Annotated in this window: 26 protein-coding genes; 18 read left to right on the forward strand and 8 right to left on the reverse strand. The window is 71.7% G+C overall.

Features of this window, described 5'->3' with window-relative positions:
* Positions 1-230: 230 nt before the first annotated feature.
* Positions 231-1112 carry a biotin--[acetyl-CoA-carboxylase] ligase gene (locus C1N81_RS20175; protein WP_394431064.1) on the reverse strand — a complete coding sequence of 294 codons (882 nt, stop codon included), beginning with the start codon at positions 1110-1112 and terminating at the stop codon, positions 231-233.
* Positions 1113-1271: 159 nt separating this feature from the next.
* Between C1N81_RS20175 and C1N81_RS20180 the strand changes: the two genes are divergently transcribed.
* From C1N81_RS20180 to C1N81_RS20195, 4 genes are all read left to right on the forward strand, one after another.
* A complete protein-coding gene (locus C1N81_RS20180) occupies positions 1272-2864 on the forward strand; it encodes an acyl-CoA carboxylase subunit beta (RefSeq protein ID WP_394431066.1) in 1593 nt (530 codons plus the stop codon).
* 36 nt (positions 2865-2900) lie between these two features.
* Entirely contained in the window at positions 2901-3107 is a 207-nt protein-coding gene (locus C1N81_RS20185) for an acyl-CoA carboxylase subunit epsilon (RefSeq protein WP_394431068.1), read from the forward strand.
* Between the two features lie 74 nt (positions 3108-3181).
* Positions 3182-3310 carry a morphogenic membrane protein MmpB gene (gene mmpB, locus C1N81_RS20190; RefSeq protein ID WP_394431070.1) on the forward strand — a complete coding sequence of 43 codons (129 nt, stop codon included), beginning with the start codon at positions 3182-3184 and terminating at the stop codon, positions 3308-3310.
* Between the two features lie 40 nt (positions 3311-3350).
* The gene (locus tag C1N81_RS20195) at positions 3351-3962 is read left to right on the forward strand and encodes a nucleoside triphosphate pyrophosphatase (protein WP_394431072.1); all 612 of its coding nucleotides are present in this window, start codon (positions 3351-3353) and stop codon (positions 3960-3962) included.
* Here C1N81_RS20195 and C1N81_RS20200 read toward each other — a convergent pair.
* Positions 3934-4419 carry a hypothetical protein gene (locus C1N81_RS20200; RefSeq protein WP_394431074.1) on the reverse strand — a complete coding sequence of 162 codons (486 nt, stop codon included), beginning with the start codon at positions 4417-4419 and terminating at the stop codon, positions 3934-3936. The two genes, C1N81_RS20195 and C1N81_RS20200, sit on opposite strands and share 29 nt — an antisense overlap.
* Positions 4420-4770: 351 nt before the next feature.
* Between C1N81_RS20200 and C1N81_RS20205 the strand changes: the two genes are divergently transcribed.
* Both C1N81_RS20205 and C1N81_RS20210 read left to right on the forward strand, forming a co-directional pair.
* Positions 4771-6546 carry an acetyl/propionyl/methylcrotonyl-CoA carboxylase subunit alpha gene (locus C1N81_RS20205; protein WP_394431076.1) on the forward strand — a complete coding sequence of 592 codons (1776 nt, stop codon included), beginning with the start codon at positions 4771-4773 and terminating at the stop codon, positions 6544-6546.
* A gap of 263 nt (positions 6547-6809) precedes the next feature.
* On the forward strand, positions 6810-7442 hold the full coding sequence (locus tag C1N81_RS20210; RefSeq protein ID WP_394431077.1) for a TetR/AcrR family transcriptional regulator: 633 nt from the start codon (positions 6810-6812) through the stop codon (positions 7440-7442).
* 97 nt (positions 7443-7539) lie between these two features.
* Here the strand turns inward: C1N81_RS20210 and C1N81_RS20215 are convergent, their stop codons facing one another.
* Together C1N81_RS20215 and C1N81_RS20220 are read right to left on the reverse strand one after the other, a co-directional pair.
* On the reverse strand, positions 7540-8496 hold the full coding sequence (locus C1N81_RS20215; protein ID WP_394431079.1) for a DeoR/GlpR family DNA-binding transcription regulator: 957 nt from the start codon (positions 8494-8496) through the stop codon (positions 7540-7542).
* A gap of 102 nt (positions 8497-8598) precedes the next feature.
* Positions 8599-10047 carry an NAD(P)H-quinone dehydrogenase gene (locus tag C1N81_RS20220; RefSeq protein WP_394431081.1) on the reverse strand — a complete coding sequence of 483 codons (1449 nt, stop codon included), beginning with the start codon at positions 10045-10047 and terminating at the stop codon, positions 8599-8601.
* A gap of 88 nt (positions 10048-10135) precedes the next feature.
* On the opposite strand from C1N81_RS20220, the gene C1N81_RS20225 reads away from it, so the two are divergent.
* The 3 genes from C1N81_RS20225 (at position 10136) to C1N81_RS20235 (ending at position 13257) form a co-directional block, all read left to right on the forward strand.
* A complete protein-coding gene (locus C1N81_RS20225) occupies positions 10136-10573 on the forward strand; it encodes a gamma-glutamylcyclotransferase (protein ID WP_361072509.1) in 438 nt (145 codons plus the stop codon).
* Between the two features lie 169 nt (positions 10574-10742).
* Positions 10743-11567 (forward strand): purine-nucleoside phosphorylase, encoded by an 825-nt coding sequence (locus tag C1N81_RS20230; protein ID WP_394431083.1) that lies wholly within the window; start codon positions 10743-10745, stop codon positions 11565-11567.
* A 49-nt stretch (positions 11568-11616) separates the two neighbouring features.
* Positions 11617-13257, forward strand: coding sequence for a phospho-sugar mutase (locus C1N81_RS20235; RefSeq protein ID WP_394431085.1), 1641 nt, complete (start codon positions 11617-11619; stop codon positions 13255-13257).
* Between the two features lie 44 nt (positions 13258-13301).
* Here C1N81_RS20235 and C1N81_RS20240 read toward each other — a convergent pair whose 3' ends face one another.
* On the reverse strand, positions 13302-13922 hold the full coding sequence (locus tag C1N81_RS20240; RefSeq protein ID WP_394431087.1) for a PH domain-containing protein: 621 nt from the start codon (positions 13920-13922) through the stop codon (positions 13302-13304).
* 187 nt (positions 13923-14109) lie between these two features.
* On the opposite strand from C1N81_RS20240, the gene deoC reads away from it, so the two are divergent.
* From deoC to C1N81_RS20255, 3 genes are read left to right on the forward strand one after another with little or no spacing between them, the layout of a single operon-like run.
* Positions 14110-15075, forward strand: coding sequence for a deoxyribose-phosphate aldolase (gene deoC / locus C1N81_RS20245; RefSeq protein WP_394431089.1), 966 nt, complete (start codon positions 14110-14112; stop codon positions 15073-15075).
* 20 nt (positions 15076-15095) lie between these two features.
* Entirely contained in the window at positions 15096-16532 is a 1437-nt protein-coding gene (locus tag C1N81_RS20250) for an aldehyde dehydrogenase family protein (protein WP_394438079.1), read from the forward strand.
* Positions 16525-17445 (forward strand): aldehyde dehydrogenase family protein, encoded by a 921-nt coding sequence (locus C1N81_RS20255; protein WP_394431090.1) that lies wholly within the window; start codon positions 16525-16527, stop codon positions 17443-17445. The genes C1N81_RS20250 and C1N81_RS20255 overlap by 8 nt, the downstream gene beginning before the upstream one ends.
* 74 nt (positions 17446-17519) lie before the next feature.
* Here the strand turns inward: C1N81_RS20255 and C1N81_RS20260 are convergent, their stop codons facing one another.
* Positions 17520-18272 carry a TetR/AcrR family transcriptional regulator gene (locus tag C1N81_RS20260; RefSeq protein ID WP_394431092.1) on the reverse strand — a complete coding sequence of 251 codons (753 nt, stop codon included), beginning with the start codon at positions 18270-18272 and terminating at the stop codon, positions 17520-17522.
* A gap of 132 nt (positions 18273-18404) precedes the next feature.
* On the opposite strand from C1N81_RS20260, the gene C1N81_RS20265 reads away from it, so the two are divergent.
* A complete protein-coding gene (locus C1N81_RS20265) occupies positions 18405-19070 on the forward strand; it encodes an NADPH-dependent FMN reductase (protein WP_394431094.1) in 666 nt (221 codons plus the stop codon).
* Between the two features lie 37 nt (positions 19071-19107).
* Positions 19108-20598, forward strand: coding sequence for an MDR family MFS transporter (locus C1N81_RS20270; protein ID WP_394431096.1), 1491 nt, complete (start codon positions 19108-19110; stop codon positions 20596-20598).
* On the opposite strand, the gene C1N81_RS20275 is transcribed toward C1N81_RS20270, so the two are convergent.
* Positions 20545-20952 (reverse strand): hypothetical protein, encoded by a 408-nt coding sequence (locus C1N81_RS20275; RefSeq protein ID WP_394431098.1) that lies wholly within the window; start codon positions 20950-20952, stop codon positions 20545-20547. The two genes, C1N81_RS20270 and C1N81_RS20275, sit on opposite strands and share 54 nt — an antisense overlap.
* 175 nt (positions 20953-21127) lie before the next feature.
* On the opposite strand from C1N81_RS20275, the gene C1N81_RS20280 reads away from it, so the two are divergent.
* Positions 21128-21763, forward strand: coding sequence for a uridine kinase family protein (locus tag C1N81_RS20280; protein WP_394431100.1), 636 nt, complete (start codon positions 21128-21130; stop codon positions 21761-21763).
* A 171-nt stretch (positions 21764-21934) separates the two neighbouring features.
* Here the strand turns inward: C1N81_RS20280 and C1N81_RS20285 are convergent, their stop codons facing one another.
* Complete coding sequence (locus C1N81_RS20285; RefSeq protein ID WP_394431102.1) at positions 21935-22690, reverse strand: SigE family RNA polymerase sigma factor; 756 nt, start codon at positions 22688-22690, stop codon at positions 21935-21937.
* A gap of 215 nt (positions 22691-22905) precedes the next feature.
* On the opposite strand from C1N81_RS20285, the gene afsQ1 reads away from it, so the two are divergent.
* From afsQ1 to C1N81_RS20300, 3 genes are read left to right on the forward strand one after another with little or no spacing between them, the layout of a single operon-like run.
* On the forward strand, positions 22906-23583 hold the full coding sequence (gene afsQ1, locus C1N81_RS20290; RefSeq protein WP_161300939.1) for a two-component system response regulator AfsQ1: 678 nt from the start codon (positions 22906-22908) through the stop codon (positions 23581-23583).
* Positions 23580-25175, forward strand: a complete 1596-nt coding sequence (locus C1N81_RS20295) for an ATP-binding protein (RefSeq protein WP_394431104.1) — start codon at positions 23580-23582, stop codon at positions 25173-25175. Before afsQ1 ends, C1N81_RS20295 begins: the two co-directional genes overlap by 4 nt.
* Positions 25172-25774, forward strand: a complete 603-nt coding sequence (locus C1N81_RS20300; RefSeq protein ID WP_394431106.1) for a hypothetical protein — start codon at positions 25172-25174, stop codon at positions 25772-25774. Before C1N81_RS20295 ends, C1N81_RS20300 begins: the two co-directional genes overlap by 4 nt.
* Positions 25775-25801: the final 27 nt, after the last annotated feature.

Below are 25801 nucleotides of genomic sequence, written 5' to 3' on the forward strand. Positions count from 1 at the left end.
CCGTTCGGGGGCGGGTGTCGCGGGTGCCCGGCGATCGATCACGGAGCGTCCTGCCGCACCCTGTAGTCCGTCGCCTGCCGCGCCGTCGTGGCTGAGCGCGCAGTTCCCCGCGCCCCTGGAGCATGCGGCTTCGCCGCAGCCCCAGGGGCGCTGAGATGGCGCACGCAGTGCGCATCTCGGGGGCGCGGGGAACTGCGCGGCCAGCCACGACGGCGGTGCAGACGGAGCGACTAGCCGGCCGGGGGGCCCGGGCGCAGGTGGACGATGTCGCCCGCTCCGACCGCCTCCCGGGCCCCGTCCGCCGTGACGATCACGAGTCGCCCGTCCCCGTCGACCGCGACCGCCTCCCCCACCACATCCCGGTCCCCGGGAAGAATCGCCCGTACGGACCGCCCGAGCGTCGCGCACCCCGCCGCGTACGCCTCCTGCACCCGGGACAGCCCGGGATCCCCCTCGGCCGCACACCACTCGGAGTACCACCGCTCGAACGACCGGAGCACGGCCCGCAGCACCGGCTCCCGGTCGAGGACCTTCGCCCCGGCCAGCGCCAGCGACCCCGCGCCGGGGACCGGCAGCTCCTCCTCGCGGAGCGACACGTTCAGGCCGACCCCGACGACGACCCCGCCGCCGGCGGCCTCCGCGAGGATGCCCCCCGCTTTGCGTTCCTCCCCGCCGACGGTGACGAGGATGTCGTTGGGCCACTTGAGGGCGGTGTCGACACCGGCCGTCGCGGAGAGGGCCGAGGCGACGGCGACCCCGGTGAGCAGCGGCAGCCACCCCCGCCGTTCGACGGGCACCTCGTGCTCCCCGGGCATGACGAGGACGGAGAAGAAGAGCCCGGAGCGCGGCGGAGCCGTCCACTGCCGGTCGAGGCGCCCGCGCCCCGCGCTCTGTTCCTCGGCGACGAGGACCGCGCCTTCCTGGGCGGTGCCGTCGGCGGCCCGCGCCACCAGGTCCGTGTTGGTGGACCCCGTACGGGGCACCACGTCCAGGGACGACCAGAGCCCTTCGCCCCGCAGGAGGGAGCGGCGCAGCCCGGCCGCTCCGAGGGGCGGCCGGTCCAGGTCGGACCAGCGGTTGTCGTGCGCGTCTGAACCATCTCGCGGCGTCATGCAACCCAGCCTAGGTGTGGCAAAGACCGCACTGCCGAACGGTATTCGCGCCACTACCCTACGAGTCAGTAGCCCGTTTGATTTCCCCGTACACCGTCCTCACCCGTCCCGCTCAGTCCCCACCCGTCCCCGTGTAGCCAGTCAGGGAGCCGCGCCCCGATGTCCGAGTTGGAAGAGCCCCAGAGTCCCGACATCCACACGACCGCAGGCAAGATCGAGGATCTGCGGCGCCGGATCGACGAGGCCACGCACGCGGGTTCCGCGCGCGCCGTGGAGAAGCAGCACGCCAAGGGCAAGCTGACGGCGCGTGAGCGGATCGGGCTGCTGCTCGACGAGGACTCGTTCGTCGAGCTGGACGAGTTCGCGCGGCACCGTTCCACCGATTTCGGCCTGGACGCCAACAAGCCGTACGGGGACGGGGTGGTGACCGGGTACGGAACGGTCGACGGCCGCCCGGTCGCCGTGTTCTCGCAGGACTTCACCGTCTTCGGCGGCGCGCTCGGCGAGGTCTTCGGCCAGAAGATCATGAAGGTGATGGACTTCGCCCTGAAGACGGGCTGTCCGGTCATCGGCATCAACGACTCGGGCGGCGCCCGTATCCAGGAGGGCGTCATGGCCCTCGGCATGTACGGCGAGATCTTCCGCCGCAACACGCACGCGTCCGGTGTCATCCCGCAGATCAGCCTCGTGGTCGGACCCTGCGCGGGCGGCGCCGTCTACTCCCCCGCGATCACCGACTTCACGGTGATGGTCGACCAGACGAGCCACATGTTCATCACCGGGCCCGACGTCATCAAGACGGTCACCGGCGAGGACGTCGGCTTCGAGGACCTCGGCGGCGCGCGCACGCACAACGCGCAGTCCGGCGTCGCGCACCACATGGCGGGCGACGAGAAGGACGCCATCGAGTACGTGAAGTCGCTCCTGTCCTACCTGCCGTCGAACAACCTCAGTGAGCCGCCCGCCTTCCCGGAGGAGGCGGACCTGACGCCGACCGACGAGGACCGCGCGCTCGACACGATCGTCCCGGACAGCGCGAACCAGCCGTACGACATGCACACGGTCATCGAGCACGTCCTGGACGACGGCGAGTTCTTCGAGACGCAGGCGCTGTTCGCGCCGAACATCCTGACCGGCTTCGGCCGCGTCGAGGGCCACCCGGTCGGCATCGTCGCCAACCAGCCGATGCAGTTCGCCGGCTGCCTGGACATCGACGCCTCCGAGAAGGCCGCCCGCTTCGTGCGGACCTGCGACGCCTTCAACGTGCCGGTCCTGACCTTCGTCGACGTCCCCGGCTTCCTGCCGGGCGTCGAGCAGGAGCACACGGGCATCATCCGGCGCGGCGCCAAGCTGATCTACGCCTACGCCGAGGCGACCGTGCCGCTCATCACCATCATCACGCGCAAGGCGTTCGGCGGCGCGTACGACGTCATGGGCTCCAAGCACCTGGGCGCCGACCTCAACCTGGCGTGGCCGACCGCGCAGATCGCCGTCATGGGCGCGCAGGGCGCGGTGAACATCCTGCACCGCAAGACCCTGGCCGCCGCCGAGGACGTCGAGGGCACGCGGGCGCGGCTCATCCAGGAGTACGAGGACACGCTGCTCAACCCGTACACGGCGGCCGAGCGCGGATACGTCGACGCCGTGATCCTGCCGTCCGACACCCGCGCGCACGTGGTGAAGGGGCTGCGCCAGCTGCGGACGAAGCGAGAGTCGCTGCCCCCGAAGAAGCACGGCAACATCCCCCTCTAGACCGCTGAACGCACCGGGCCGCAGGGAGCCATCGCCATGATGATCAAGGTCGTACGAGGAAATCCGACCCCCGAGGAGCTGGCCGCCGCACTGGCGGTGGTCCAGGCGCGCGCCGCGGCCGTCTCCGACGCGCCGTCCGCCACGGCGCGCGAGGACGGCTGGGCCCATCCGTCGCGCGTCGCCCGGCGCCGCCTTCCGGCGCCCGGCCCGGCGAGCTGGGCGCGCACGTACTGGCCGGTGTGACACCGCCGACACCCGGGAGCGCCTGAGTACGCGTACTCAGGCGCTCCGCACGGGCCCGGCGCACCATCGGATGTGTGCTGTGGTCAGATCCCGAGAACGAGCCGCCGGAGGAGCTCCGCGAGACGCAGGCGATGCTGCGCCGCGCGGGTCTCGTCCTCGCGCTCGCCGTCTTCCTGGTGATGCTGGGGCTCGGCGTGCTGTGAGCGGAGCACGGCACCTCAGGTGCTCCTCTACGCTGGCCGCATGACAGCCGCGCGCCGCCTCATCCTCGCCTCCCAGTCCCCCGCCCGCCTCGGCCTGCTGCGCCAGGCCGGTTTCGCCCCCGAGGTGATCGTCAGCGGCGTCGACGAGGACGCCGTGTCCGCCCCGACCCCCGCCGAACTCGCGCTCGCCCTCGCCGAGGCCAAGGCGTCCGTGGTGGCCGCGCTCCCCGAGGCCGGCGGCGCCCTGGTCGTCGGCTGCGACTCGGTCCTGGACCTGGACGGCGAACCGCTCGGCAAGCCCGCCGACGCCGAGGAGGCCACGGCCCGCTGGAAGGCGATGCGGGGCCGCGCGGGCACCCTCCAGACCGGCCACTGCGTCTACGACACCGCCGCCAAGCGGTACGTCTCGGCGACCGCCTCCACCGTCGTCCGGTTCGGCGAGCCGAGCGACGCGGAGATCGCCGCGTACGTGGCGACCGGCGAACCCCTCTACGTGGCGGGCGCGTTCACGCTGGACGGCCGCTCGGCGCCGTTCATCGACGGCATCGAGGGCGACCACGGCAATGTGATCGGCCTGTCGCTGCCGCTGCTCCGCCGGCTTCTCGCCGAACTGGGCGTCTCCGTCACGGAGTTGTGGGCTCCGGCGCACTAGCGGGCGGGGGCGGCGGGGCGGTGCCGGCGTCGGCGTCGCCCGGTGTGCGGGCCTGGTCCTTGCGGTCGAACGACACGAGCGAGAACACGATCAGCGCGAGCACGACCATCATGAACACGAACGCGGGCCAGCCGACGAGGCCGACGGTGAACGCGCCGAGCAGGCCGTGCACGACGGCCGCGCTGATGAGCACGATCCGGCCGACGACCCCCGGCGAGCGGTCGGTGGCGGCCGCGCGGGCGAGCAGGAACGCGCACACCGCCAGGTAGAGCCCGAAGACCGCGCCCGCGATCCAGGCACCCACCGACATCGCGCGCGGATCGAGCCCGGCGAGCGACATCTCCTGGTGTTTCACCACGACGCCCAGGAACCAGTTGAGCAGCACGATCCCGACCGCCTCCGCGAGCAACACGATCGCGGCCACCCACGCCACCGGTCTGCGTGCCACCGGTCCCACCCACCTTCGCGTACGACAGTCGGTTACCCCGAGTATCTCGGGACATCGCGAACGCTACTAACGGGTAAACCTGCGGACAAGGGGTCTGCCGAAGGCAAAGAATCATTGGGCCATTCGTAGGGACTCCACAAAGAATGCCCATGGGGCGGTGCACGGTCGCACAGAGACCTTGACCACATCGTCCGGCTAGGGTTGGACCGAGGGATCCCGCACAGCCAGGCGCGACAAGGGATTTCGCGGAGCGAGCGGGCCTCGGGTCACACTCCGTGTGGGCAAGCTCACCATCGGGGACGGGTCGTAACCCCGTGTCGGCAGTCCCTAAACTCGGCTTGTTTCAAGGAGGGAGCCATCGTGCGCAAGGTGCTCATCGCCAACCGTGGCGAAATCGCTGTCCGCGTGGCCCGGGCGTGCCGGGACGCAGGGATCGCGAGCGTTGCCGTATACGCCGACCCGGACCGGGACGCATCGCATGTCCGCGCGGCCGACGAGGCCTTCGCCCTGGGCGGTGACACCCCGGCCACCAGCTATCTAGACATCGCCAAGGTGTTGCAGGCCGCCGAGGACTCCGGCGCGGACGCCATCCACCCCGGCTACGGATTCCTGTCGGAGAACGCGGAGTTCGCCCAGGCCGTGCTCGACGCGAACCTGATCTGGATCGGTCCGCCGCCGCACGCCATCCGGGACCTGGGCGACAAGGTCGCCGCCCGGCACATCGCGCAGCGCGCCGGTGCCCCGCTGGTCGCCGGTACGCCGGACCCGGTCTCGGGCGCCGACGAGGTCGTCGCCTTCGCCGAGGAGCACGGCCTGCCCATCGCGATCAAGGCGGCCTTCGGTGGCGGCGGCCGCGGCCTGAAGGTCGCCCGCACCCTCGAAGAGGTGCCGGAGCTGTACGACTCCGCGGTCCGCGAGGCCGTGGCCGCGTTCGGCCGCGGCGAGTGCTTCGTCGAGCGCTACCTGGACAAGCCGCGCCACGTCGAGACCCAGTGCCTGGCCGACAGCCACGGCAATGTGGTCGTCGTCTCCACCCGTGACTGCTCGCTCCAGCGCCGCCACCAGAAGCTGGTGGAGGAGGCCCCGGCCCCGTTCCTGTCCGATGCCCAGGTCGAGCAGCTGTACTCGGCCTCCAAGGCGATCCTGAAGGAGGCCGGCTACGTCGGCGCCGGCACGGTCGAGTTCCTGGTCGGCGCGGACGGCACGATCTCCTTCCTGGAGGTCAACACCCGCCTCCAGGTCGAGCACCCGGTCACCGAGGAGGTCGCCGGCATCGACCTCGTACGGGAGATGTTCCGCATCGCCGACGGCGAGGAGCTCGGCTACGGCGACCCCGAACTGCGCGGCCACTCCTTCGAGTTCCGCATCAACGGCGAGGACCCGGGCCGGGGCTTCCTGCCCGCGCCCGGCACCGTCACCGTCTTCGACCCGCCGGCCGGTCCCGGCGTGCGCCTGGACGCGGGCGTCGAGGCCGGTTCGGTCATCGGCCCGGCCTGGGACTCGCTGCTCGCCAAGCTGATCGTCACCGGCCGCACCCGCAAGGAAGCCCTTGAGCGCTCGGCCCGCGCGCTCGCCGAGTTCGAGGTCGACGGCATGGCCACCGCCATCCCGTTCCACCGCAAGGTCGTGCGCGACCCGGCGTTCGCCCCCGAACTGACCGGCAGCGACGAGCCGTTCACCATCTTCACCCGGTGGATCGAGACCGAGTTCGTCAACGACATCCCGCCGTTCTCGCCGGGTGGCGCGGACGCCGCCGAGGACGAGGACGGCGACCGCGAGACGATCGTCGTCGAGGTCGGCGGCAAGCGCCTGGAGGTCTCCCTCCCGTCCTCGCTCGGCATGTCGCTCGCCCGCACCGGGCTCGCGGCGGGCGCCAAGCCCAAGCGGCGCGCGGCCAAGAAGTCCGGCCCGGCCGCCTCCGGCGACTCCCTCGCCTCCCCGATGCAGGGCACCATCGTCAAGGTCGCCGTCGAGGAGGGCCAGGAGGTCCAGGAAGGCGACCTCGTCGTCGTCCTGGAGGCCATGAAAATGGAGCAGCCGCTCAACGCGCACAAGTCCGGCACGATCAAGGGCCTGTCTGCCGAGATCGGCGCGTCCCTCACCTCGGGCGCCGTGATCTGCGAGATCAAGGACTGACCCGCACGCGTACGACGACGAAGCGCCCGGCAGGCTCCACTCGCCGGGCGCTTTCTCGTGTCGCCGCTTCCTCCTGGACGGTGGCGCTGCACCCGGTGGGCCCGGCCGCTGGTCGGGCGACGGGGCCTGGGCGGATCGCGGCCCGACCGGCGTGGAACGGCCCCGCGGGCACCGTCGGGGCAGCGCGGACGCCTGCCCTCCGCACCGGCCCGCGAGGACGATCAGGCATCCTTGAAGGCCCCGCGCACGCCCAGGGAGGCACGATGACGTCCGGCACCGAGTACGAGCGCCCCCGCCCCATGCGTGCGGACGCCCGCCGCAACTACGAGCGGCTGCTCGTCCAGGCCCGCGCGGCCTTCGCCGAGCACGGCACCGGGGCGTCCCTGGAGGACGTGGCGCGCGGCGCCGGGGTCGGCATCGGCACCCTGTACCGGCACTTCCCGAACCGGTACGCGCTGGTCAGCGCCGTCTTCGAGGAGGCGGTGCGCGATCTGCTGGCGCGCTCGCGGGCGCTGCTGGACGCTCCGCAGCCCTGTGCGGCGCTCGTGACCTGGCTGCGCGAGATCATCACGCACGCGAGCGAGTACCGGGGACTGTCCCGGGCGCTCATGTCGGCGTCCCAGGACGAGAGTTCGGCCCTGTCCCGGTGCAGTACGCCGATGCGCGAGGCGGGGCAGGCGCTGCTTCTGCGCGCGCAGCGCGCCGGGGCGGTGCGGCAGGACGTGTCCATCTCGGACCTGCTGCAGCTCACCAATGCGATCGCGCTGGCCGCTGAGGAGACGCCGTCCGACCCGGACCTGGCCGACCGGCTGCTGCGACTGACCCTGCGGGGCATCACGGCCTCCGGATCGAGCCGCTCCGAATCAAGCCCCTCTGGGGGTACCGCCCAGCGTTAGCTGGGGGAGATTGAGGAGCGGGGTCCGGGGCGGAGCCCCGGGGCCTGTCGCCGGGTGACGGTCTCGTCGTGGCTGGTCGCGCAGTTCCCCGCGCCCCCTAGCGGCGACGTAGATCAGCCACCCTGGCACTGCGCTCGGGGCTTTGGTCCAGCGGGGCCGCACTCCGCAACGGGTGCCCCCCGCCAGGGTGCTGGCGGCGCTGGCCCGGGAGGGGAACGTCCCGGCGCTGTTGGCGCGCCGGGGCGGGATCACCGCCCCCGGCCGACGCCTGCCCCGCCCCCGCGACAGCGATCTGCACGCCCTGATCGGCCAGCGCCTGGAGTTCGGTGGCGGCGCGGTCGTCGTGGGCGGGCGGTTCGTCGGTGACGAGCCGCGTGATCACATCCGTCGGGACGGTCTGGAACATCGTGTCGGTGCCGAGCTTGGAGTGGTCGGCGAGGACGACGACCTCCGCGGCGGCCTGTACGAGGGCCCGGTCCACCGACGCCGAGAGCATGTTGGACGTGGAGAGTCCGCGCTCGGCCGTCAGACCGCTGCCGCTCAGGAAGGCCCGGGAGACTCTGAGCCCCTGGAGGGACTGCTCGGCCCCGCTGCCCACCAGGGCGTAGTTGGAACCCCGCAGCGTGCCACCGGTCATGACGACCTCGACGCGATTGGCATGAGCCAGCGCCTGGGCCACCAGGAGGGAGTTGGTGACGACGGTCAGGCCCGGCACACGCGCGAGCCGGCGGGCCAGCTCCTGCGTGGTCGTCCCCGCGCCCACCACGATGGCCTCGCCCTCTTCGACGAGACCCGCGGCGAGATCGGCGATGGCCGTCTTCTCTGCGGTCGCGAGATGTGATTTCTGCGGAAAGCCGGACTCCCGCGTGAATCCGCCCGGCAATACCGCACCGCCGTGCCGGCGGTCGAGGAGTCCTTCTGCCTCCAGTGCGCGCACGTCCCGCCGTACGGTCACTTCAGAGGTCTGGACGACGCGGGCGAGCTCCCGGAGCGATACCGCTCCATTGGCCCGCACCATTTCGAGGATCAATTGACGACGTTCTGCAGCGAACACGAAACTGACAGTAACCCCAACGACCGTCTGCTTTCAGCAGTTTGCGCCGAATTGCAGATTCTGTTCGCACACTGCCATCGGGAGTGGTATAAACCCCCGCGCTCAGCCCTCTTCGGCGGTCTTCCGGCTGTGCAGCTGGCGCGCCACTTCGGCGATCGACCCGGAAAGAGAGGGGTACACGGTGAACGTGTTCGCGATCTGTTCGACGGTCAGATTGTTGTCGACCGCGATCGAGATGGGGTGGATCAGTTCCGAGGCGCGCGGCGCGACCACGACGCCGCCGACCACGATGCCGGTGCCCGGACGGCAGAAGATCTTGACGAAGCCGTCGCGGATGCCCTGCATCTTGGCGCGCGGGTTGCGCAGGAGCGGCAGTTTCACGACACGAGCGTCGATCTTCCCGGCGTCGACGTCGGCCTGGGAGTAACCGACAGTGGCGATCTCCGGGTCCGTGAAGACGTTCGAGGAGACCGTCTTGAGGTTCAGCGGCGTCACCGCGTCGCCGAGGAAGTGGTACATGGCGATGCGGCCCTGCATGGCGGCGACCGACGCGAGGGCGAAGATGCCGGTGACGTCACCGGCCGCGTAGACGCCCGGGGCGGAGGTGCGCGAGACCTTGTCGGTCCAGATGTGGCCCGACTCCTTGAGCTTGACCCCGGCCTCCTCCAGGCCCATCCCGCTGCTGTTCGGGATGGCGCCGACCGCCATCAGGCAGTGGGTGCCGGAGATGGTGCGGCCGTCGGCGAGGGTGACCTCGACGCGGTCGCCGACGCGCTTGGCGGAGGCGGCCCGCGAGCGCGCCATGACGTTCATCCCGCGGCGCCGGAACACGTCCTCCAGGACCGCGGCGGCGTCCGGGTCCTCACCCGGGAGCACGCGGTCGCGGGAGGAGACGAGGGTGACGCGGGAGCCGAGCGCCTGGTAGGCACCGGCGAACTCGGCGCCGGTGACACCGGAGCCGACCACGATCAGCTCCTCCGGCAGCTCCTCCAGGTCGTAGACCTGCGTCCAGTTGAGGATGCGCTCCCCATCCGGTTGCGCGTCGGGCACCTCGCGCGGGTGGCCGCCGGTCGCGATCAGGACGGCGTCGGCGGTGAGGGTCTCCTCGGAGCCGTCGGCGGCGGTGACGATCACCTTGCGGGAGCCGTCCAGGTCCTGCTGCCCGTCGAGGCGGCCCCGGCCGCGCATCACGCGCGCGCCCGCACGCGTGACGGAAGCGGTGATGTCGTGGGACTGGGCGAGCGCGAGGCGCTTCACCCGGCGGTTGACCTTGCCGAGGTCGACGCCGACGACGCGGGCCGGGCTGTCCGGGTCCGGGGTGTCGTCCTCGACGATGATCCCCAGCTCCTCGTAGGAGGAGTCGAAGGTCGTCATCACCTCGGCCGTGGCGATCAGGGTCTTCGACGGCACGCAGTCGGTCAGCACCGACGCGCCGCCGAGACCGTCGCAGTCGACGACGGTCACCTCCGCGCCGAGCGACGCGGCCACCAGGGCCGCTTCGTATCCGCCAGGTCCGCCACCGATGATCACGATCCGAGTCACGTACCCCATTGTCCCGCACCGCTCAAGGTGGTGCCCTGGCGGGGGTGGCAAGCACTTCGCACGGAGCACCCGCGGCAACTGCCGTACCCTCGGACCCATGTCGCTCTACGCCGCGTACGCCGGCAATCTCGACCCGCGGCTCATGACGCGCCGCGCCCCCCACTCGCCGCTGCGCGCGACCGGGTGGCTGCAAGGCTGGCGGCTGACGTTCGGGGGCGAGCACATGGGCTGGGAAGGAGCGCTGGCCACGATCGTGGAGGCGCCCCGCTCGCAGGTCTTCGTCGCGCTCTACGACATCGCGCCCATGGACGAGGACTCCATGGACCGCTGGGAGGGCGTCGGCCTCGACATCTACCGGCGGATGCGGGTGCGCGTCGACACCCTGGAGGGCGAGGAGCCCGCCTGGGTGTACGTCCTGAACGGGTACGAGGGCGGGCTGCCCTCGGCGCGCTACCTGGGTGAGATCGCCGACGCGGCCGAGTCCGCGGGCGCCCCGCACGACTATGTGATGGAGCTGCGCAAGCGGCCTTGTTAGCCGCCAGCACGCGGGCCCTGGGCAGCCTTGTCGGCCGCACACGGGCCCTGCGCGGGCCATGGGCGAAAAGCCCCTGGCCGGTTTTCGTCGGAAACGACAAGACAACGATCGCAATACCGTCGGGCTCGTCATCTACGCGCGTAGGACTCCACCGGCTACTCTCAAACGCGTGAACGCATCTGTTACTCCGGAAGACCTGCCGGGCGACGCCTACGCCGCCGCCGACATCGCCGCCGCGCGCCTGCGCGAGCTCACCGGTGCCGAGACCCACGACGTCGCCCTCGTGATGGGCTCCGGCTGGGCACCGGCCGCCGAGGCGCTGGGCACGCCCGCCGCCGAGTTCCCCTTCACCGAGCTGCCGGGCCAGGGCGGCGCCGCCGTGGCCGGGCACAAGGGCACGGTCCGCTCGTACCAGGTGGGTCCGAAGCGCGCCCTGGTCTTCCTCGGCCGCACGCACTACTACGAGGGGCGCGGGGTCGCCTCCGTCGTGCACGGCGTGCGCACCGCCGCCGCCGCGGGCTGCAAGACCATCGTGCTGACCAACGGCTGCGGCGGTCTGCGCGAGGGCATGCGCCCCGGCCAGCCGGTCCTCATCTCCGACCACCTGAACCTGACGGCCACCTCGCCCATCGTCGGCGCGAACTTCGTGGACCTCACCGACGTGTACTCGCCGCGCCTGCGCGCCATGTGCCAGGAGATCGACGCGAGCCTGGAGGAGGGCGTCTACGCCCAGTTCCCCGGCCCGCACTACGAGACCCCCGCCGAGGTCCGCATGGCCGGCATCCTCGGCGCCGACCTGGTCGGCATGTCCACCGTCCTGGAGGCCATCGCCGCCCGTGAGGCGGGCCTGGAGGTGCTCGGCATCTCCCTGGTCACCAACCTGGCCGCGGGCCTGTCCGGCGAGCCGCTGAACCACGAAGAGGTCCTCCAGGCCGGCCGTGACTCCGCCGCGAGCATGGGCGAGCTGCTGACCAAGGTCCTCGCGAAGATCTGATCCTGGTCGCACCCGTAGTACGTACGCCGACGTCTGAAGGAAGCCAACCGTGACCGTACAAGGCAGCGAACTGCTCGACCGGGCGAAGACCTGGCTGGCGGAGGATCCCGACGAGGAGACCCGCGAGGAGCTGGCCGCCCTCATCGACGGCGGGGACCTCGACGCGCTCGGCGAGCGCTTCGCGGGGACGCTGCAGTTCGGCACGGCCGGGCTGCGCGGCGAGCTGGGCGCGGGCCCGATGCGGATGAACCGCGCGGTGGTCATCCGCGCCGCCGCGGGACTCGCCGCGTACCTGAAGGCCAAGGGGCAGACCGACGGCGTGGTCGTCATCGGCTACGACGCGCGCCACAAGTCCGCGGACTTCGCGCGCGACACGGCCGCGGTGATGGTGGGCGCCGGGCTGCGCGCCGCGGTGCTTCCGCGCCCGCTGCCGACGCCCGTCCTCGCGTTCGCCATACGGCACCTGGGCGCCGTCGCGGGTGTGGAGGTCACGGCCTCGCACAACCCGCCCCGCGACAACGGCTACAAGGTCTACCTCGGCGACGGCTCCCAGATCGTGCCGCCCGCCGACGCGGAGATCGCCGCCGAGATCGACGCGGTCGGCCCGCTGCACGACGTGCCCCGCCCGGAGTCCGGCTGGGAGACGCTCGGCGAGGAGGTCCTGGAGGCGTACCTCGCCCGTACGGACGCGGTCCTCGCCGCCGGTTCCCCGCGCACCGCCCGCACCGTCTACACGGCCATGCACGGCGTCGGCAAGGACACCCTCCTCGCCGCCTTCGCGCGCGCGGGCTTCCCCGAGCCGGTCCTCGTGCCCGAGCAGGCCGAGCCGGACCCGGACTTCCCGACGGTCGCCTTCCCGAACCCGGAGGAGCCGGGCGCGATGGACCTGTCCTTCGCGACGGCCAGGACGGTGGACTGCGACCTGATCATCGCCAACGACCCGGACGCGGACCGCTGTGCGGTGGCCGTCAGGGACGGCGCCGACTGGCGGATGCTGCGCGGCGACGAGGTCGGCGCGCTCCTCGCGGCGCACCTGGTCGAGCGGGGTGTGGAGGGTGTCCTCGCGGAATCGATCGTCTCCTCCTCCCTCCTCGGCCGGATCGCCGAGGCGGCGTCCCTCCCGTACGAGGAGACGCTGACGGGCTTCAAGTGGATCGCCCGCGTCGAGGGCCTGCGCTACGGCTACGAGGAGGCGCTCGGCTACTGCGTCGACCCCGAGGGCGTACGCGACAAGGACGGCATCACGGCCGCGCTCCTCGTCACCGAGCTGGCCAGTGAGCTCAAGGAACAGGGCCGCACCCTCCTGGACGCGCTCGACGACCTCGCGCTCGCCCACGGGCTGCACGCCACCGATCAGCTGAGCGTCCGCGTCGAGGACCTGTCGGTCATCGCCGACGCGATGCGGCGCCTGCGCGAGCAGCCGCCGACCGAGCTGGCCGGGCTCGCCGTGACCCGCGCCGAGGACCTCTCGGCGGGTGCGAACGGGCTGCCGCCCACCGACGGCCTGCGCTACACGCTGGACGGCGCACGGGTCATCGTCCGCCCGTCCGGCACCGAGCCCAAGCTCAAGTGCTACCTGGAGGTCGTGGTGCCGGTCGCCGACCGCGCCGCGCTCCCCAAGGCGCACGGGACGGCGGCCGACCGGCTGGCCGCGATCAAGCGCGACCTCTCGGCCGCCGCCGGGATCTGAGCCGTCTTTCGGAGCTGAGCCGTCTTTCGGCGCTGAGCCGTCCTTCAGCCCAGCGCGACGAGGACGACGAGGAGAACCGCCCCGGCGACGGCCGGGGCGATGATCTCGTAGGCCCAGCGGACGTGCGGCTCGCCCTGCGACGTCTTGGCCGCCGCCCGCGCCTCGCACAGCTCGCGCAGCTCGTCCATGGACTTGTCGGCGGGCGCGCGGCGCTCCTCCGGGGTCAGCTCCTCGACGTCGGTCGCCCCGCGCCCGCGGGCGCCCGCCTTGGGCCGTACGGGACGACGCTGCGCCTTGCGGCGGGCCCGCATGGAGACCGGGATGGACCAGAGCTGGTACTTGGTGCCGGCCTCGTCGAACACCTCGTTGGAGTACCCCGAGCGGAAGCTCGCCACGGTCGCCCAGGGCAGGGTGATGACGCGGAACGGGTTGCGCACGCGCAGCCGGTCGTCGTTGCCGAACACGGCCGGGCGGATGGTGAACGCCACCACCAGCGGCGCCGCGAACAGCAGCCCCGCGAGCGCCAGCCACGGCGTCCGCCCCTCCCCGTTGACCACGGCGTCCCCGCCGAGCCAGGCCCCGAGGACCAACAGCACGACGCCTCCGGCGACACCGGCGGGTGACCGGTAGATCCGGTCGGGGGAGGAAGGGGGGCGGTTGCTCATACCCCCGATTCTGCCTGACGCCGCGCTTTGCCCGACCAGGACCTCCGTGAGATCGAGCCCCTCCGGCTATCGAGGAGCGGGGATGGGGGCGGAGCCCCGGGGCCGGGCGTCCGCGCCGGGTGCTGATACCGGACCCGATGAACCCCGGGCCCTATACATCCGCTACGCGCGTAGATATGCTCAGCTCGTGACCATGCCCACTGCATCCCCCGCCAAAGAACACGCGCTGGCAGACGCCACCGCCTCCGAGGCCACGCTGCGCCGATTCCTCCAGGGACTGCCTGGCGTCGACGCGGTGGGTCTGGAGAGCCGTGCCGCCGCGCTCGGGACCCGTTCCATCAAGACCACGGCGAAGGCGTACGCCATCGACCTGGCCATCTCGATGATCGACCTGACGACCCTGGAGGGCGCCGACACCCCGGGCAAGGTCCGGGCGCTCGGCGCGAAGGCCGCCCACCCGGACCCGACCGACCGCACCGCTCCCCGCACCGCCGCCGTCTGCGTCTACCCGGACATGGTGGCGACGGCGAAGGAGGCCGTGGCCGGCACGGACGTGAAGGTCGCCTCGGTCGCCACCGCCTTCCCGGCGGGCCGCGCCGCGCTCGACGTGAAGCTGGGTGACGTCCGCGAGGCCGTCGCCGCGGGCGCCGACGAGATCGACATGGTCATCGACCGCGGCGCCTTCCTCGCCGGCAAGTACATGAAGGTCTACGAGGAGATCCGCGCCGTGAAGGAGGCCTCCGGGTCCGCCCGGCTGAAGGTCATCTTCGAGACCGGCGAACTGTCGACGTACGACAACATCCGCCGCGCGAGCTGGATCGGCATGCTGGCGGGCGCCGACTTCATCAAGACCTCGACGGGCAAGGTGGGGGTCAACGCCACCCCCGCCAACACGCTCCTGATGCTGGAGGCGGTCCGCGACTTCCGCGCGGCGACCGGCGTCCAGATCGGCGTGAAGCCCGCCGGCGGCATCCGTACCTCGAAGGACGCCGTCAAGTTCCTCGTGATCGTGAACGAGACCGTGGGCGAGGACTGGCTCGACAACCACTGGTTCCGGTTCGGCGCCTCCAGCCTCCTGAGCGACCTGCTGATGCAGCGCCAGAAGCTGGCAACCGGCCGCTACTCCGGTCCCGACTACGTGACGGTGGACTGAACACCATGACCAACTCACCCCTGAGCACCGCATTCGCGTACGCGCCCGCGCCCGAGTCGCGCTCGGTCGTCGACATCGCCCCGTCCTACGGGCTGTTCATCGACGGCGAGTTCACCGAGGCCGCCGACGGCAAGGTCTTCAAGACCGTCTCCCCGTCCACCGAGGAGGTCCTCTCCGAGGTCGCGCAGGCCGGCGAGGCCGATGTCGAGCGGGCCGTGAAGGCCGCGCGCAAGGCGTTCGCCACATGGTCGGCGCTGCCCGGCGCCGAGCGCGGGAAGTACCTGTTCCGGATCGCCCGCATCATCCAGGAGCGCTCGCGCGAGCTGGCCGTCCTGGAGACGCTGGACAACGGAAAGCCCATCAAGGAGACGAGGGACGCCGACCTCCCCCTCGTCGCCGCGCACTTCTTCTACTACGCGGGCTGGGCCGACAAGCTCGGCCACGCGGGCTACGGGCCGGACCCCAAGGCGCTCGGCGTCGCGGGCCAGGTCATCCCGTGGAACTTCCCGCTGCTGATGCTCGCGTGGAAGATCGCCCCGGCGCTCGCCACTGGCAACACGGTGGTCCTGAAGCCCGCCGAGACGACCCCGCTGTCCGCCCTGTTCTTCGCGGACATCTGCCGCCAGGCGGGCCTGCCCAAGGGCGTCGTCAACATCCTTCCCGGCTACGGGGACGCGGGCGCGGCGCTGGTCGCGCACCCCGACGTGAACAAGGTGGCCTTCACCGGCTCCACGGCCGTCGGCAAGCAGATCGCCCGGACCGTCGCCGGTACGGACAAGAAGGTCACGCTCGAACTGGGCGGCAAGGGCGCGAACATCGTCTTCGACGACGCCCCGATCGACCAGGCCGTCGAGGGCATCGTCACCGGCATCTTCTTCAACCAGGGCCAGGTCTGCTGCGCGGGCTCGCGCCTCCTCGTCCAGGAGTCGATCCAGGACGAGCTGCTGGACTCGCTCAAGCGGCGCCTGTCGACCCTCCGCCTCGGCGACCCGCTCGACAAGAACACCGACATCGGCGCGATCAACTCCGCCGAGCAGCTCGCCCGGATCACGGCGCTCGCCGAGACCGGCGAGGCCGAGGGCGCCGAGCGCTGGTCGGCGCCGTGCGAGCTGCCGTCGTCCGGCTACTGGTTCGCGCCGACGCTGTTCACGAACGTCACGCAGGCGCACACCGTCGCCCGCGACGAGATCTTCGGCCCGGTCCTGTCCGTGCTCTCCTTCCGCACGCCGGAGGAGGCCGTCGCCAAGGCCAACAACACGCAGTACGGGCTCTCGGCGGGCATCTGGACCGAGAAGGGTTCGCGCATCCTGGCGGTCGCGAACAAGCTGCGGGCCGGTGTCGTCTGGGCCAACACGTTCAACAAGTTCGACCCGACCTCGCCGTTCGGCGGTTACAAGGAGTCGGGCTTCGGCCGCGAGGGCGGCCGCCACGGCCTGGAGGCGTACCTCGATGTCTGACAAGTCCGAGAAGACCATCAACTCCGAGTCGACGCGACTGTCCGTCCTCAAGACCTACAAGCTGTACGTGGGCGGGAAGTTCCCGCGTTCCGAGAGCGGCCGGGTGTACGAAGTGACCGACACGAAGGGCACCTGGCTGGCGAACGCGCCGCTGTCGTCCCGCAAGGACGGCCGTGACGCCGTCGTCGCCGCCCGCAAGGCGTTCGGCGGCTGGTCGGGCGCGACCGCGTACAACCGCGGGCAGATCCTTTACCGCGTCGCCGAGATGCTGGAGGGCCGCCGCGAGCAGTTCGTGCGCGAGGTCGCCGCGGCGGAGGGCCTCGGCAAGTCGAAGGCGGCGGCCGTCGTGGACGCGGCGATCGACCGCTGGGTCTGGTACGCGGGCTGGACCGACAAGATCGGCCAGGTCGTGGGCGGCGCCAACCCGGTCGCGGGCCCGTATCTCAACCTCTCCACGCCCGAGCCGTCCGGTGTCGTCACGGTCCTCGCGCCGCAGGAGTCGTCGTTCCTGGGCCTCGTCTCGGTGATCGCCCCGGTCATCGCGTCGGGCAACACGGCGGTCGTGATCACCTCCGAGAGGGCGCCGCTCCCGGCGCTCTCTCTCGGCGAGGTGCTCGCCACCTCCGACCTGCCGGGCGGCGTCGTGAACCTGCTGTCCGGCAAGGCGTCGGAGATCGCCCCGTCGCTCGCCGCGCACCAGGACGTCAACGGCATCGACCTGACCGGCGCCGACGCGGCTCTCGCCAAGGAGCTGGAGATCGCGGCGGCCGACAATCTGAAGCGCGTACGCCGTCCCCAGCCTGTGGAGGACTTCACGGCGGACCCGGGCACGGACCGCCTGACGCAGTTCCTGGAGACCAAGACGGTCTGGCACCCCACGGGTTCGCTGGGCGCGTCCGGCTCCTCGTACTAGCCCCGCCCGGCACACCTGAGGCCCCGGCCCCTCCTCCGTCCAGGAGAGGCCGGGGCCTCGTTCCGTATCCGCCCTCAGATGCCGAGCCGCTGCGCGATCCCGTCGAGCACGCAGTCCAGGCCGAACTCGAACTCCCACCCCGGGTCGTCCTTGCGCGTCGCGGACAGGGCGTACTTCCGGTACGTGGGGTAACGGCCGGTGCCCATCAGGTAGTTCATCTGCGGCGCGAGCGCCTGCCGCGTCTCGTCGCCGCTCTCCCAGCCGTGGTCCCGCTTGTACGCGCGCAGCGCGATCTCCGACTGTGTCGCACCGTGCACGAACGCGCCGACCGCGCGGAACGCCGCCATCATCGAGTCGGCGTCCAGATCGTGTCCCGCCAGCGCCCGCAACTGCCGTTCGGCCACGGCCATCCGGGCCGGGGTGAGCTGGATCAGCGGCGTCGGCACCTGCCCGAGCCAGGGGTGGCGCAGCATCAGCTCCCGCGTCCGCAGGGCGATGGAGCGCAGCACCTCGCGCCAGTCCTCCACCTCGTCCGCCACGGTGAGCTGGGCCGAGACCCGGTCGAACATGAGCGCCCACAGATCGTCCTTGCCGGACACGTGCCGGTACGCGGCCATGGGCGCGACCCCGAGCTTCGTGGCGAGGCGCCGCATGGTGACGGCGGTGGCGCCTTCCTCGTCCGCGAGCTGTACGGCCGCCTCGGCGATCCGGTCGAGGGTCAGTGAGGCGCGCTGGGTGGGCGCGGGCCGCTCAAGGCGCTCCCAGAGCGAGGGCTCGACCAGCCGGCTCTCCCCCTTGCCGCCCTCCTCTTCCTTCCGTGCCGCCACGGTTCGTCCCCTTTCTCCGCGCCTCGTCGAACGTGTACAGCGTATCCCCAGTGGACGGCGTACACATTGCGTGTGTACATTGTACGCCAAGAGATACGCCGTACACATCGACCGAGCACACAGGGGGTTCCCATGTCCGGCCCGTCCGGCACGTCCGACCCGTCCGGCACGTCCGATCCGTCCGGCACCTCCGGCCCGTCCGGCACGTCCGACCGCGCACCGCTCCGCGTCGCCGTCCTCGTCGGCTCCACCCGTGAGGGCCGCTTCGCGCCCGTCGTCACCAAGTGGCTGACGGGCCACCTCGGCCACCGCGACGACCTGCGCGCCGACGTCGTCGACCTGGCCGAGACGCCGCTGCCCACCGTCCTGCCGGCGTTCGGCCAGGAGCCGCCGCCCGGGACGGCGGAGGCGCTCGCGCTCGTGACTCCGCGCCTCGCCGCCGCCGACGCGTTCGTGTTCGTCACGCCCGAGTACAACCACAGCTATCCGGCCGCCCTGAAGAACGCCGTCGACTGGCACAACGAGCAGTGGCACGGCAAGCCGGTCGCCTTCGTCTCGTACGGCGGCCTGTCGGGCGGCCTGCGCGCGGTCGAGCACCTGCGCGTCGTCATGGCCGAGCTGAACGCCATGACCATCCGCAACACGGTCAGCTTCCACAACGCCTTCGGGGCCTTCGCGGCGGACGGCCGCGTCGACGACCCGGCGGTGGACACGGCGGCGAAGGCGATGCTCGACCAGCTCACCTGGTGGGCGCACGCCCTGCGGGACGCCAAGAGGACCCGGCCGTATCCGGCCTGACGCCACGTCATCCGTGGCACGCCCGAAGGGGGAGGCAATGCGTCCACGTACGGAAGGAGAAGAGCCGGCGACGCCGTCCCGGCTCGTGATCGCCGGGCTGCTGCTCGGCATCGTGCTCGCCACGCTCGACGGCACCATCGTCGGCACCGCGCTGCCGGTCATCGTCGACGACCTGGGAGGCGTGGCACACCTGTCCTGGGTGGTGACGGCATACCTGCTGACCACCGCCGTCTCGACCCCTCTGTGGGGCAAGCTCGGCGACCTCCACGGCCGCAAGGGCAGCTATCTGGCCTCCATCACCCTCTTCCTCGTCGGCTCCGCGCTGTGCGGACTGGCGCAGGACATGGGCCAGTTGATCGCCTTCCGTGCCGTGCAGGGGGTCGGCGCGGGCGGTCTGTTCGTGGGCGCGCTCGCGCTCATCGGGACGCTCCTGACCCCGGCGGAGGCGGCCCGCGCGCAGTCGCTCATGGGCGTCCTGCTGCCCGCCGCCATGATCGGCGGCCCGCTGCTCGGCGGCTTCCTCACCGACCAGCTGGACTGGCGCTGGGTCTTCTACGTCAACCTCCCGGTCGGCGCCGTGGCGCTCGCGATCATCGGGACCGGCGTCCGGGTCCGTACGGAACGGATCAGGGCCCGTGTCGACATCGCGGGCGCCGCCCTCCTCACCGCCGCGATCCTCGCCCTGACCCTCCTGGCCAGCTGGGCGGGCACGACGTACGCGTGGACGTCACCGCAGGTCATCGGGTGCGCCCTGGTCTCGGCGGCGGCGTTCGCGGCGTTCGTCCGGGCCGAGCGGCGCGCGGACGAACCGGTGATCCCGCCGCGCCTGTTCCGGGACCGCAACTTCACCCTCGCGCAGATCCTGAGCTTCACCTCGGGGGCCGCGATGCTCGCCGCCGCCAGTTTCCTGCCGCAGTACACGCAGCTCGTCCGGGGCCGCTCGGCGACGCAGAGCGGACTGCTGCTGCTCCCGCTGATGCTCGGCATGATGGCCGCGCAGCTGCACATCGGCCGCAGGGCCGGCGCGGGCGGGCGGTACGGGCGCTACCCGGTCCTGGGCGGCGCGCTGTCCACGTCGGGCGCGCTCGCCCTGCTGCTGCTCGACACCGGGACGGCCGTGTGGGCGGCCTCGGCCCTGACCCTGCTCCTCGGCGCCGGACTCGGCTGCCTGATGCAGCCCGCGCTGCTGATCACCATGAACAGCGCGGAGCCCCGCGACATCGGGGCGGCGAGCGGCACGCAGACGCTGCTGCGGACGGTCGGCGGTTCGCTCGGGGTGGCCGTGCTCGGCTCGGTGTTCGCGGGGCGGGTGCGGGAGGGCGCGGAGCCCGCCGTGTTCCGGTCGAGCGTCGTCGACGGGGTGCACGGGGTCGCGCTCGGCACGGCGGCGCTGTGCGCGGTGGCGTTCGCCGTCGCGTGGGCGGTGCGCGAGACCCCTCTGCGCACGCGCCCCGCTCCGGCCCCCGGGCGGGGCTCAGCCCGGGAGCACGCCCACCACGGTGCCGACGAGCGGCAGCTCGGACAGTGAACTGCCCGAGGTGATCGGGCCGGTCAGCGCCGCCGTGCTGACCGGCTTGAAGTCGGCGAGCTGCGTGCCGATCGCGTTGTCCAGCGGGTCGGCGCCCGTGCCCGCCAGCGGGTCGAGCTTCAGGTTCTTGATGGGCCCGAGCGCGTGCGTCGTCGAGGCGGTCAGCGCCTGGGTGGCGGCCTGCACGGGCGACCCCACGCCGCTGCCGGCGTCGGGCGCGGGCGCGGCGCTCGCGGTCACGGCGCCCGCCCCGACCACCGCGCCGGCGGCGGTCACGGTCAGCCCCGCGCACAGCAGGGCGCGCCGGGCGCCGTGGGTCGTCAACGGGTTCTTGCGGGCAGCGTGTCGAGCCATGATCTCTCCGCCTGAGCCTTTCGGTCCGGGTACCAACTGACGTTCGTGCGATGCGCTTCCATGAAATCACTTCTGTGTAATCACAGAACCACGAAGAGTAGTTGAACGTGGCGCCTGCCACATCACCACCACGCGGGGTCGGCCCTGCCGCGTCCATGCCGCACACTGGTCTCTCGTGAGTCCGCATCCTCCGATACCGACCCGGGTCGTCCTGCTCGCAGGGCCCTCCGGCTCCGGCAAGTCGTCGTTCGCCGCCCGCTCCGGGCTTCCCGTGCTCTGCCTCGACGATTTCTACAAGGACGCGGACGACCCGTCCCTGCCCCTCGTGCCGGGCAGTTCGGACATCGACTGGGACTCGACCGACTCCTGGCACATGGACGCGGCGCTCGCCGCGATCGTCGAGCTGTGCGAGAAGGGACGTACCAACGTCCCCGTCTACTCCCTGGTCACCAGCGCGCGAGTGGGCGAGACGGCGCTCGACATCGAGCGCACGCCCCTGTTCATCGCGGAGGGCATCTTCGCGGCGGACATCGTGGAACGGTGCCGCGAACTCGGCGTCCTCGCCGACGCCCTGTGCCTGCGCGGCCGCCCCTCGACGACGTTCCGCCGCCGCCTCCTGCGCGATCTGCGCGAGGGCCGCAAGTCGGTCCCGTTCCTCCTGCGCCGCGGCTGGCGCCTGATGCGCGAGGAGAAGGGCATCGTCGCCCGCCACGTCTCCCTCGGCGCCCACGCCTGCGACAAGAAGGAAGCCCTGGGCCGCCTGACAGCGGCGGCGGCAGGCCGCAGAGCAAAGGCACGGGCGACGTCCTAGGACCGCCCCACAAAAGACGTCCTAGGACCGCCCCACAAAAGGCGACGGGACCAGCAAGGCCCCCCGGCCCTCTGGTCCCGCCTGTTCCCCCCGAACACCCCGCTCCCCCGAGCGGGGCCCCCGTTATCCCCCGTTTCCCCCGTTTCCCCCGTTTCCCCCCCGGAGGGACCCTCAGGCGACAAGCTCCCCGAAGCTCTCCTCCTGGTCCCGGCCGAAGCTCAGGACCTCGTCATCCCGCAGCCGCCGGAGCGACCGCCAGATGCTCGACTTCACCGTGCCGACGCTGATGTCCAGGATCTCGGCGATCTCGGGGTCGGTACGGCCCTCGTAGTAGCGCAGCACGAGCATGGTGCGCTGCAGTTCGGGCAGGCGGGCGAGCGCCTGCCAGAGCACGGCCCGCAGTTCGGTGCCGCGCATCGCGTCCGTGTCGCCGGCCGTCTCCGGCAGCTCCTCGGTCGGGTACTCGTTGAGCTTGCGGCGCCGCCAGGCGCTGATGTGCAGGTTGGTCATGGTGCGGCGCAGGTAGCCCCCGACCGCGGCCTTGTCGCTGATCCGGTCCCAGGCGCGGTAGGTCGAGAACAGGGCGCTCTGCAGCAGGTCCTCGGCCTCGAACCGGTCGCCGGTCAGGTGGTAGGCGGTGGCGTACAGGGAGGCACGGCGTTCCTGGACGTAGGCCGTGAACTCGGCCTCCGACAGCGACGTACGCCGCTCCCCCGCCTCCCTGTACGCGGCTCCCCCGTGAGCAACCGCCTCGGTCACCGCCTCCGGCGCGTCAACCACCGTCATGTACGCGGTGTGCTGACGTCCGGCGCCGCGAGCGCACCCCCGCCCGCTCACGGCACCGGACTTCTCGTGACGCTCGCTCCGGCCCAGGTCGTGCAGGCGCGTGACAACTGCGGTTGATGTGGTGCTGTGCAGCGTGTTCATCTCGCGCCCCCCGTCGTGGAGTCCGGTACGTCCGTCATTCGTTCTGTGCTCCGTCGCGTCTTGCTGTGCGATGTCCAAAAGCTTGCCGGGGCGACTTCATGGCGGTGTCCTTCGACTGTCACAGACCTGTCACAGGGGCTCCGGCTGTGCGGGTCGGGTGTGGGACGGCCGCACCCGGTCGAACTAAAGGCCTGTCATGGGCCAGAATGGCGGCTGTGCCTTCCCTGTTGCTGATCGAGGACGACGACGCCATCCGCACGGCCCTGGAGCTGTCACTGACCCGCCAGGGCCACCGGGTGGCCACCGCTGCCACCGGTGAGGACGGTCTGAAGCTGTTGCGCGAGCAGCGGCCGGATCTGATCGTCCTCGACGTGATGCTGCCCGGCATCGACGGGTTCGAGGTGTGCCGCCGCATCCGGCGCACGGACCAGTTGCCGATCATCCTGCTCACGGCGCGCAGCGACGACATCGACGTGGTGGTGGGCCTGGAGTCGGGGGCCGACGACTACGTGGTCAAACCCGTTCAGGGCCGGGTCCTCGACGCCCGTATCCGCGCGGTGCTGCGCCGTGGGGAGCGGGAGGCCAACGATGCGGCGTCGTTCGGTTCGCTGGTGATCGACCGTGCCGCGATGACCGTCACCAAGAACGGGGAGGACCTCCAGCTCACCCCGACCGAGCTGCGTCTTCTGCTCGAACTGTCCCGGCGGCCCGGTCAGGCGCTCTCCCGGCAGCAGCTGCTCCGCCTGGTGTGGGAGCACGACTACCTGGGCGACTCGCGGCTCGTGGACGCCTGTGTGCAGCGGCTGCGCGCCAAGGTCGAGGACGTGCCGTCCTCCCCGACGCTGATCCGTACCGTGCGCGGCGTGGGCTACCGGCTGGACTCCCCTCAGTGACCGATCCGCACGACACCTCTCCGCACGACACGCCCCACGGCCTGACCGGGGCGAAGAAGGCGATACCGGCGGGGCTCCGCTTCACGAGCCTGCGGCTCCGCCTCGTGGTGGTGTTCGCGCTCGTCGCCCTGACGGCCGCCGTCTCCGCGTCCGGGATCGCGTACTGGCTCAACCGCGAGGCCGTGCTGACCCGCACCCAGGACGCGGCGCTCAGCGACTTCGAGCAGGAGATGCAGAACCGGGCGGCCGTGCTCCCCGAGCACCCCACGCAGGGCGAGCTGCAGCACGCCGCGAACCTGATGGCCGACAGCAGCCAGCACTTCAGCGTGCTGCTCATCGACACGGACGAGAACGGCCGCCGTGTGGTGGGCAATTCGGATCTCGACGCGTTCACGGTCGCCGACGTGCCGCGCTCCCTGCGGGCCGCGGTGGACAAGAAGCAGCCGGTCGACGACAGCAACAAGCACCCGTACCACCTGTACTGGCAGCGGATCACGCGCGGCGACACCCCGTACCTGGTGGGTGGCGCGCAGGTGAACGGCGGGCCGACCGGCTACATGCTGAAGTCGCTCGAACCGGAGGCCAAGGACCTGAACTCGCTGGCCTGGTCGCTCGGGATCGCCACCGCCCTCGCGCTCATCGGCTCCGCGCTGCTCGCGCAGGCCGCGGCGACGACCGTGCTGAAGCCGGTGCACCGGCTGGGCGTGGCGGCGCGCCGGCTCGGTGAGGGCAAGCTCGACACCAGGCTGCGCGTGTCCGGCACGGACGAGCTGGCCGAGCTGTCGCGGACGTTCAACAATGCGGCCGAGAACCTGGAGAAGAAGGTCGCGGACATGAGCGCGCGGGACGAGGCGTCGCGCCGGTTCGTCGCCGACATGTCGCACGAGCTGCGGACGCCGCTGACCGCGATCACGGCCGTCACCGAGGTCCTGGAGGAGGAGCTGGACGCCGAGACGGGCTCCGTCGACCCCATGATCGAGCCGGCGGTCCGCCTTGTCGTCAGCGAGACCCGGCGCCTGAACGACCTGGTCGAGAATCTGATGGAGGTCACCCGCTTCGACGCGGGCACCGCCAAGCTCGTCGTCGACACCGTCGACATCGCCGACCAGATCACCGCCTGCATCGACGCCCGCGCCTGGCTGGACGCCGTCGAGCTGGACGCCGAGCGCGGCAACCTCGTACGGCTCGACCCGCGCCGCCTCGACGTGATCCTCGCCAACCTGATCGGCAACGCCCTCAAGCACGGCGGCTCCCCGGTGAACGTCTCGGTGCGCACGGAGCCCGGGGACGGCGGCGACCTCGTCATCGCCGTCCGCGACCACGGGCCCGGCATCCCCGAGGACGTCCTGCCGCACGTCTTCGACCGGTTCTACAAGGCGAGCGCCTCCCGGCCCCGGTCGGAGGGGAGCGGCCTCGGGCTCTCCATCGCCCTGGAGAACGCCCACGTGCACGGCGGCGAGATCACCGCCGCCAACGATCCTGACGGCGGCGCCGTGTTCACGCTGCGGCTCCCGGCGGACGCGAGCGGCACCGAGGACACCGAAGACACCGAGAGCGCCGAGAACTCCCAGGAAGGCGGTGTCGTCACATGAGGCTGCGGGGACGGCTGGCGGGGCTGCTCGGGCTCACGGCGGTGCTGCTCGCCGGCTGCGGCATCCGCCCGACCGAGGTGCCCACCGAGTTCGGCGCGGCGCCCACGCGCGTGGGCTGCGCGATGTCCCGTACGGAGGGGGTGCGGGCGCAGGCGGCGGGCGAGTTCGGGGTGCAGGTGTACCTCGTCTGTACGTCGCAGCTCGTCACGGTCGACCGGACGGTGACCGTGCCGTACGACCGGACCTCCGACCGCGTCGGTGTCGCCCGGGAGCTTCTGGCGCAGCTGGCGAAGCCGCTGTCGGCCAAGGAGAAGCAGGCCGGGTACACGACGGACGTCGGCTCCCACACGAAGGTCTCGGGCCCGCGGAAGGGCGACCCGGCGGACGCGCTGCGCCTGAACGTGCCGCCGGACGATCTGTCGCCGTACGCCCTGGCCCAGATCGTGTGTACGTTCGCGAACAGCAAGGTGGCCGTCGACGGCGAGGACCACGTGGCCCTCGGCGGTCCCGGTGACGACCCGCTGCGCGGCTACGAGTGCTCGGACGCGGTGAAGGCCCGGCCGGGGATGGCGCCCGCCCCGGCCGAGACGGTGGGCTGATCGCGGCCCATGACGTGACCCAGCTCA

It is taken from the genome of Streptomyces sp. SGAir0957 (assembly GCF_043523415.1).

Coding starts and splice junctions, on each gene's coding strand:
- C1N81_RS20210 (WP_394431077.1), top strand. CDS start 6,810: ATGACGTCCGGCACCGAGTACGAGCGCCCCCGCCCCATGCGTGCGGAC.
- C1N81_RS20240 (WP_394431087.1), bottom strand. CDS start 13,922: ATGAGCAACCGCCCCCCTTCCTCCCCCGACCGGATCTACCGGTCACCC.
- C1N81_RS20225 (WP_361072509.1), top strand. CDS start 10,136: ATGTCGCTCTACGCCGCGTACGCCGGCAATCTCGACCCGCGGCTCATG.
- C1N81_RS20285 (WP_394431102.1), bottom strand. CDS start 22,690: ATGAACACGCTGCACAGCACCACATCAACCGCAGTTGTCACGCGCCTG.
- C1N81_RS20255 (WP_394431090.1), top strand. CDS start 16,525: ATGTCTGACAAGTCCGAGAAGACCATCAACTCCGAGTCGACGCGACTG.
- C1N81_RS20180 (WP_394431066.1), top strand. CDS start 1,272: ATGTCCGAGTTGGAAGAGCCCCAGAGTCCCGACATCCACACGACCGCA.
- C1N81_RS20195 (WP_394431072.1), top strand. CDS start 3,351: ATGACAGCCGCGCGCCGCCTCATCCTCGCCTCCCAGTCCCCCGCCCGC.
- C1N81_RS20270 (WP_394431096.1), top strand. CDS start 19,108: ATGCGTCCACGTACGGAAGGAGAAGAGCCGGCGACGCCGTCCCGGCTC.
- C1N81_RS20220 (WP_394431081.1), bottom strand. CDS start 10,047: ATGGGGTACGTGACTCGGATCGTGATCATCGGTGGCGGACCTGGCGGA.
- C1N81_RS20275 (WP_394431098.1), bottom strand. CDS start 20,952: ATGGCTCGACACGCTGCCCGCAAGAACCCGTTGACGACCCACGGCGCC.
- C1N81_RS20185 (WP_394431068.1), top strand. CDS start 2,901: ATGATGATCAAGGTCGTACGAGGAAATCCGACCCCCGAGGAGCTGGCC.
- C1N81_RS20265 (WP_394431094.1), top strand. CDS start 18,405: ATGTCCGGCCCGTCCGGCACGTCCGACCCGTCCGGCACGTCCGATCCG.
- C1N81_RS20300 (WP_394431106.1), top strand. CDS start 25,172: ATGAGGCTGCGGGGACGGCTGGCGGGGCTGCTCGGGCTCACGGCGGTG.
- C1N81_RS20175 (WP_394431064.1), bottom strand. CDS start 1,112: ATGACGCCGCGAGATGGTTCAGACGCGCACGACAACCGCTGGTCCGAC.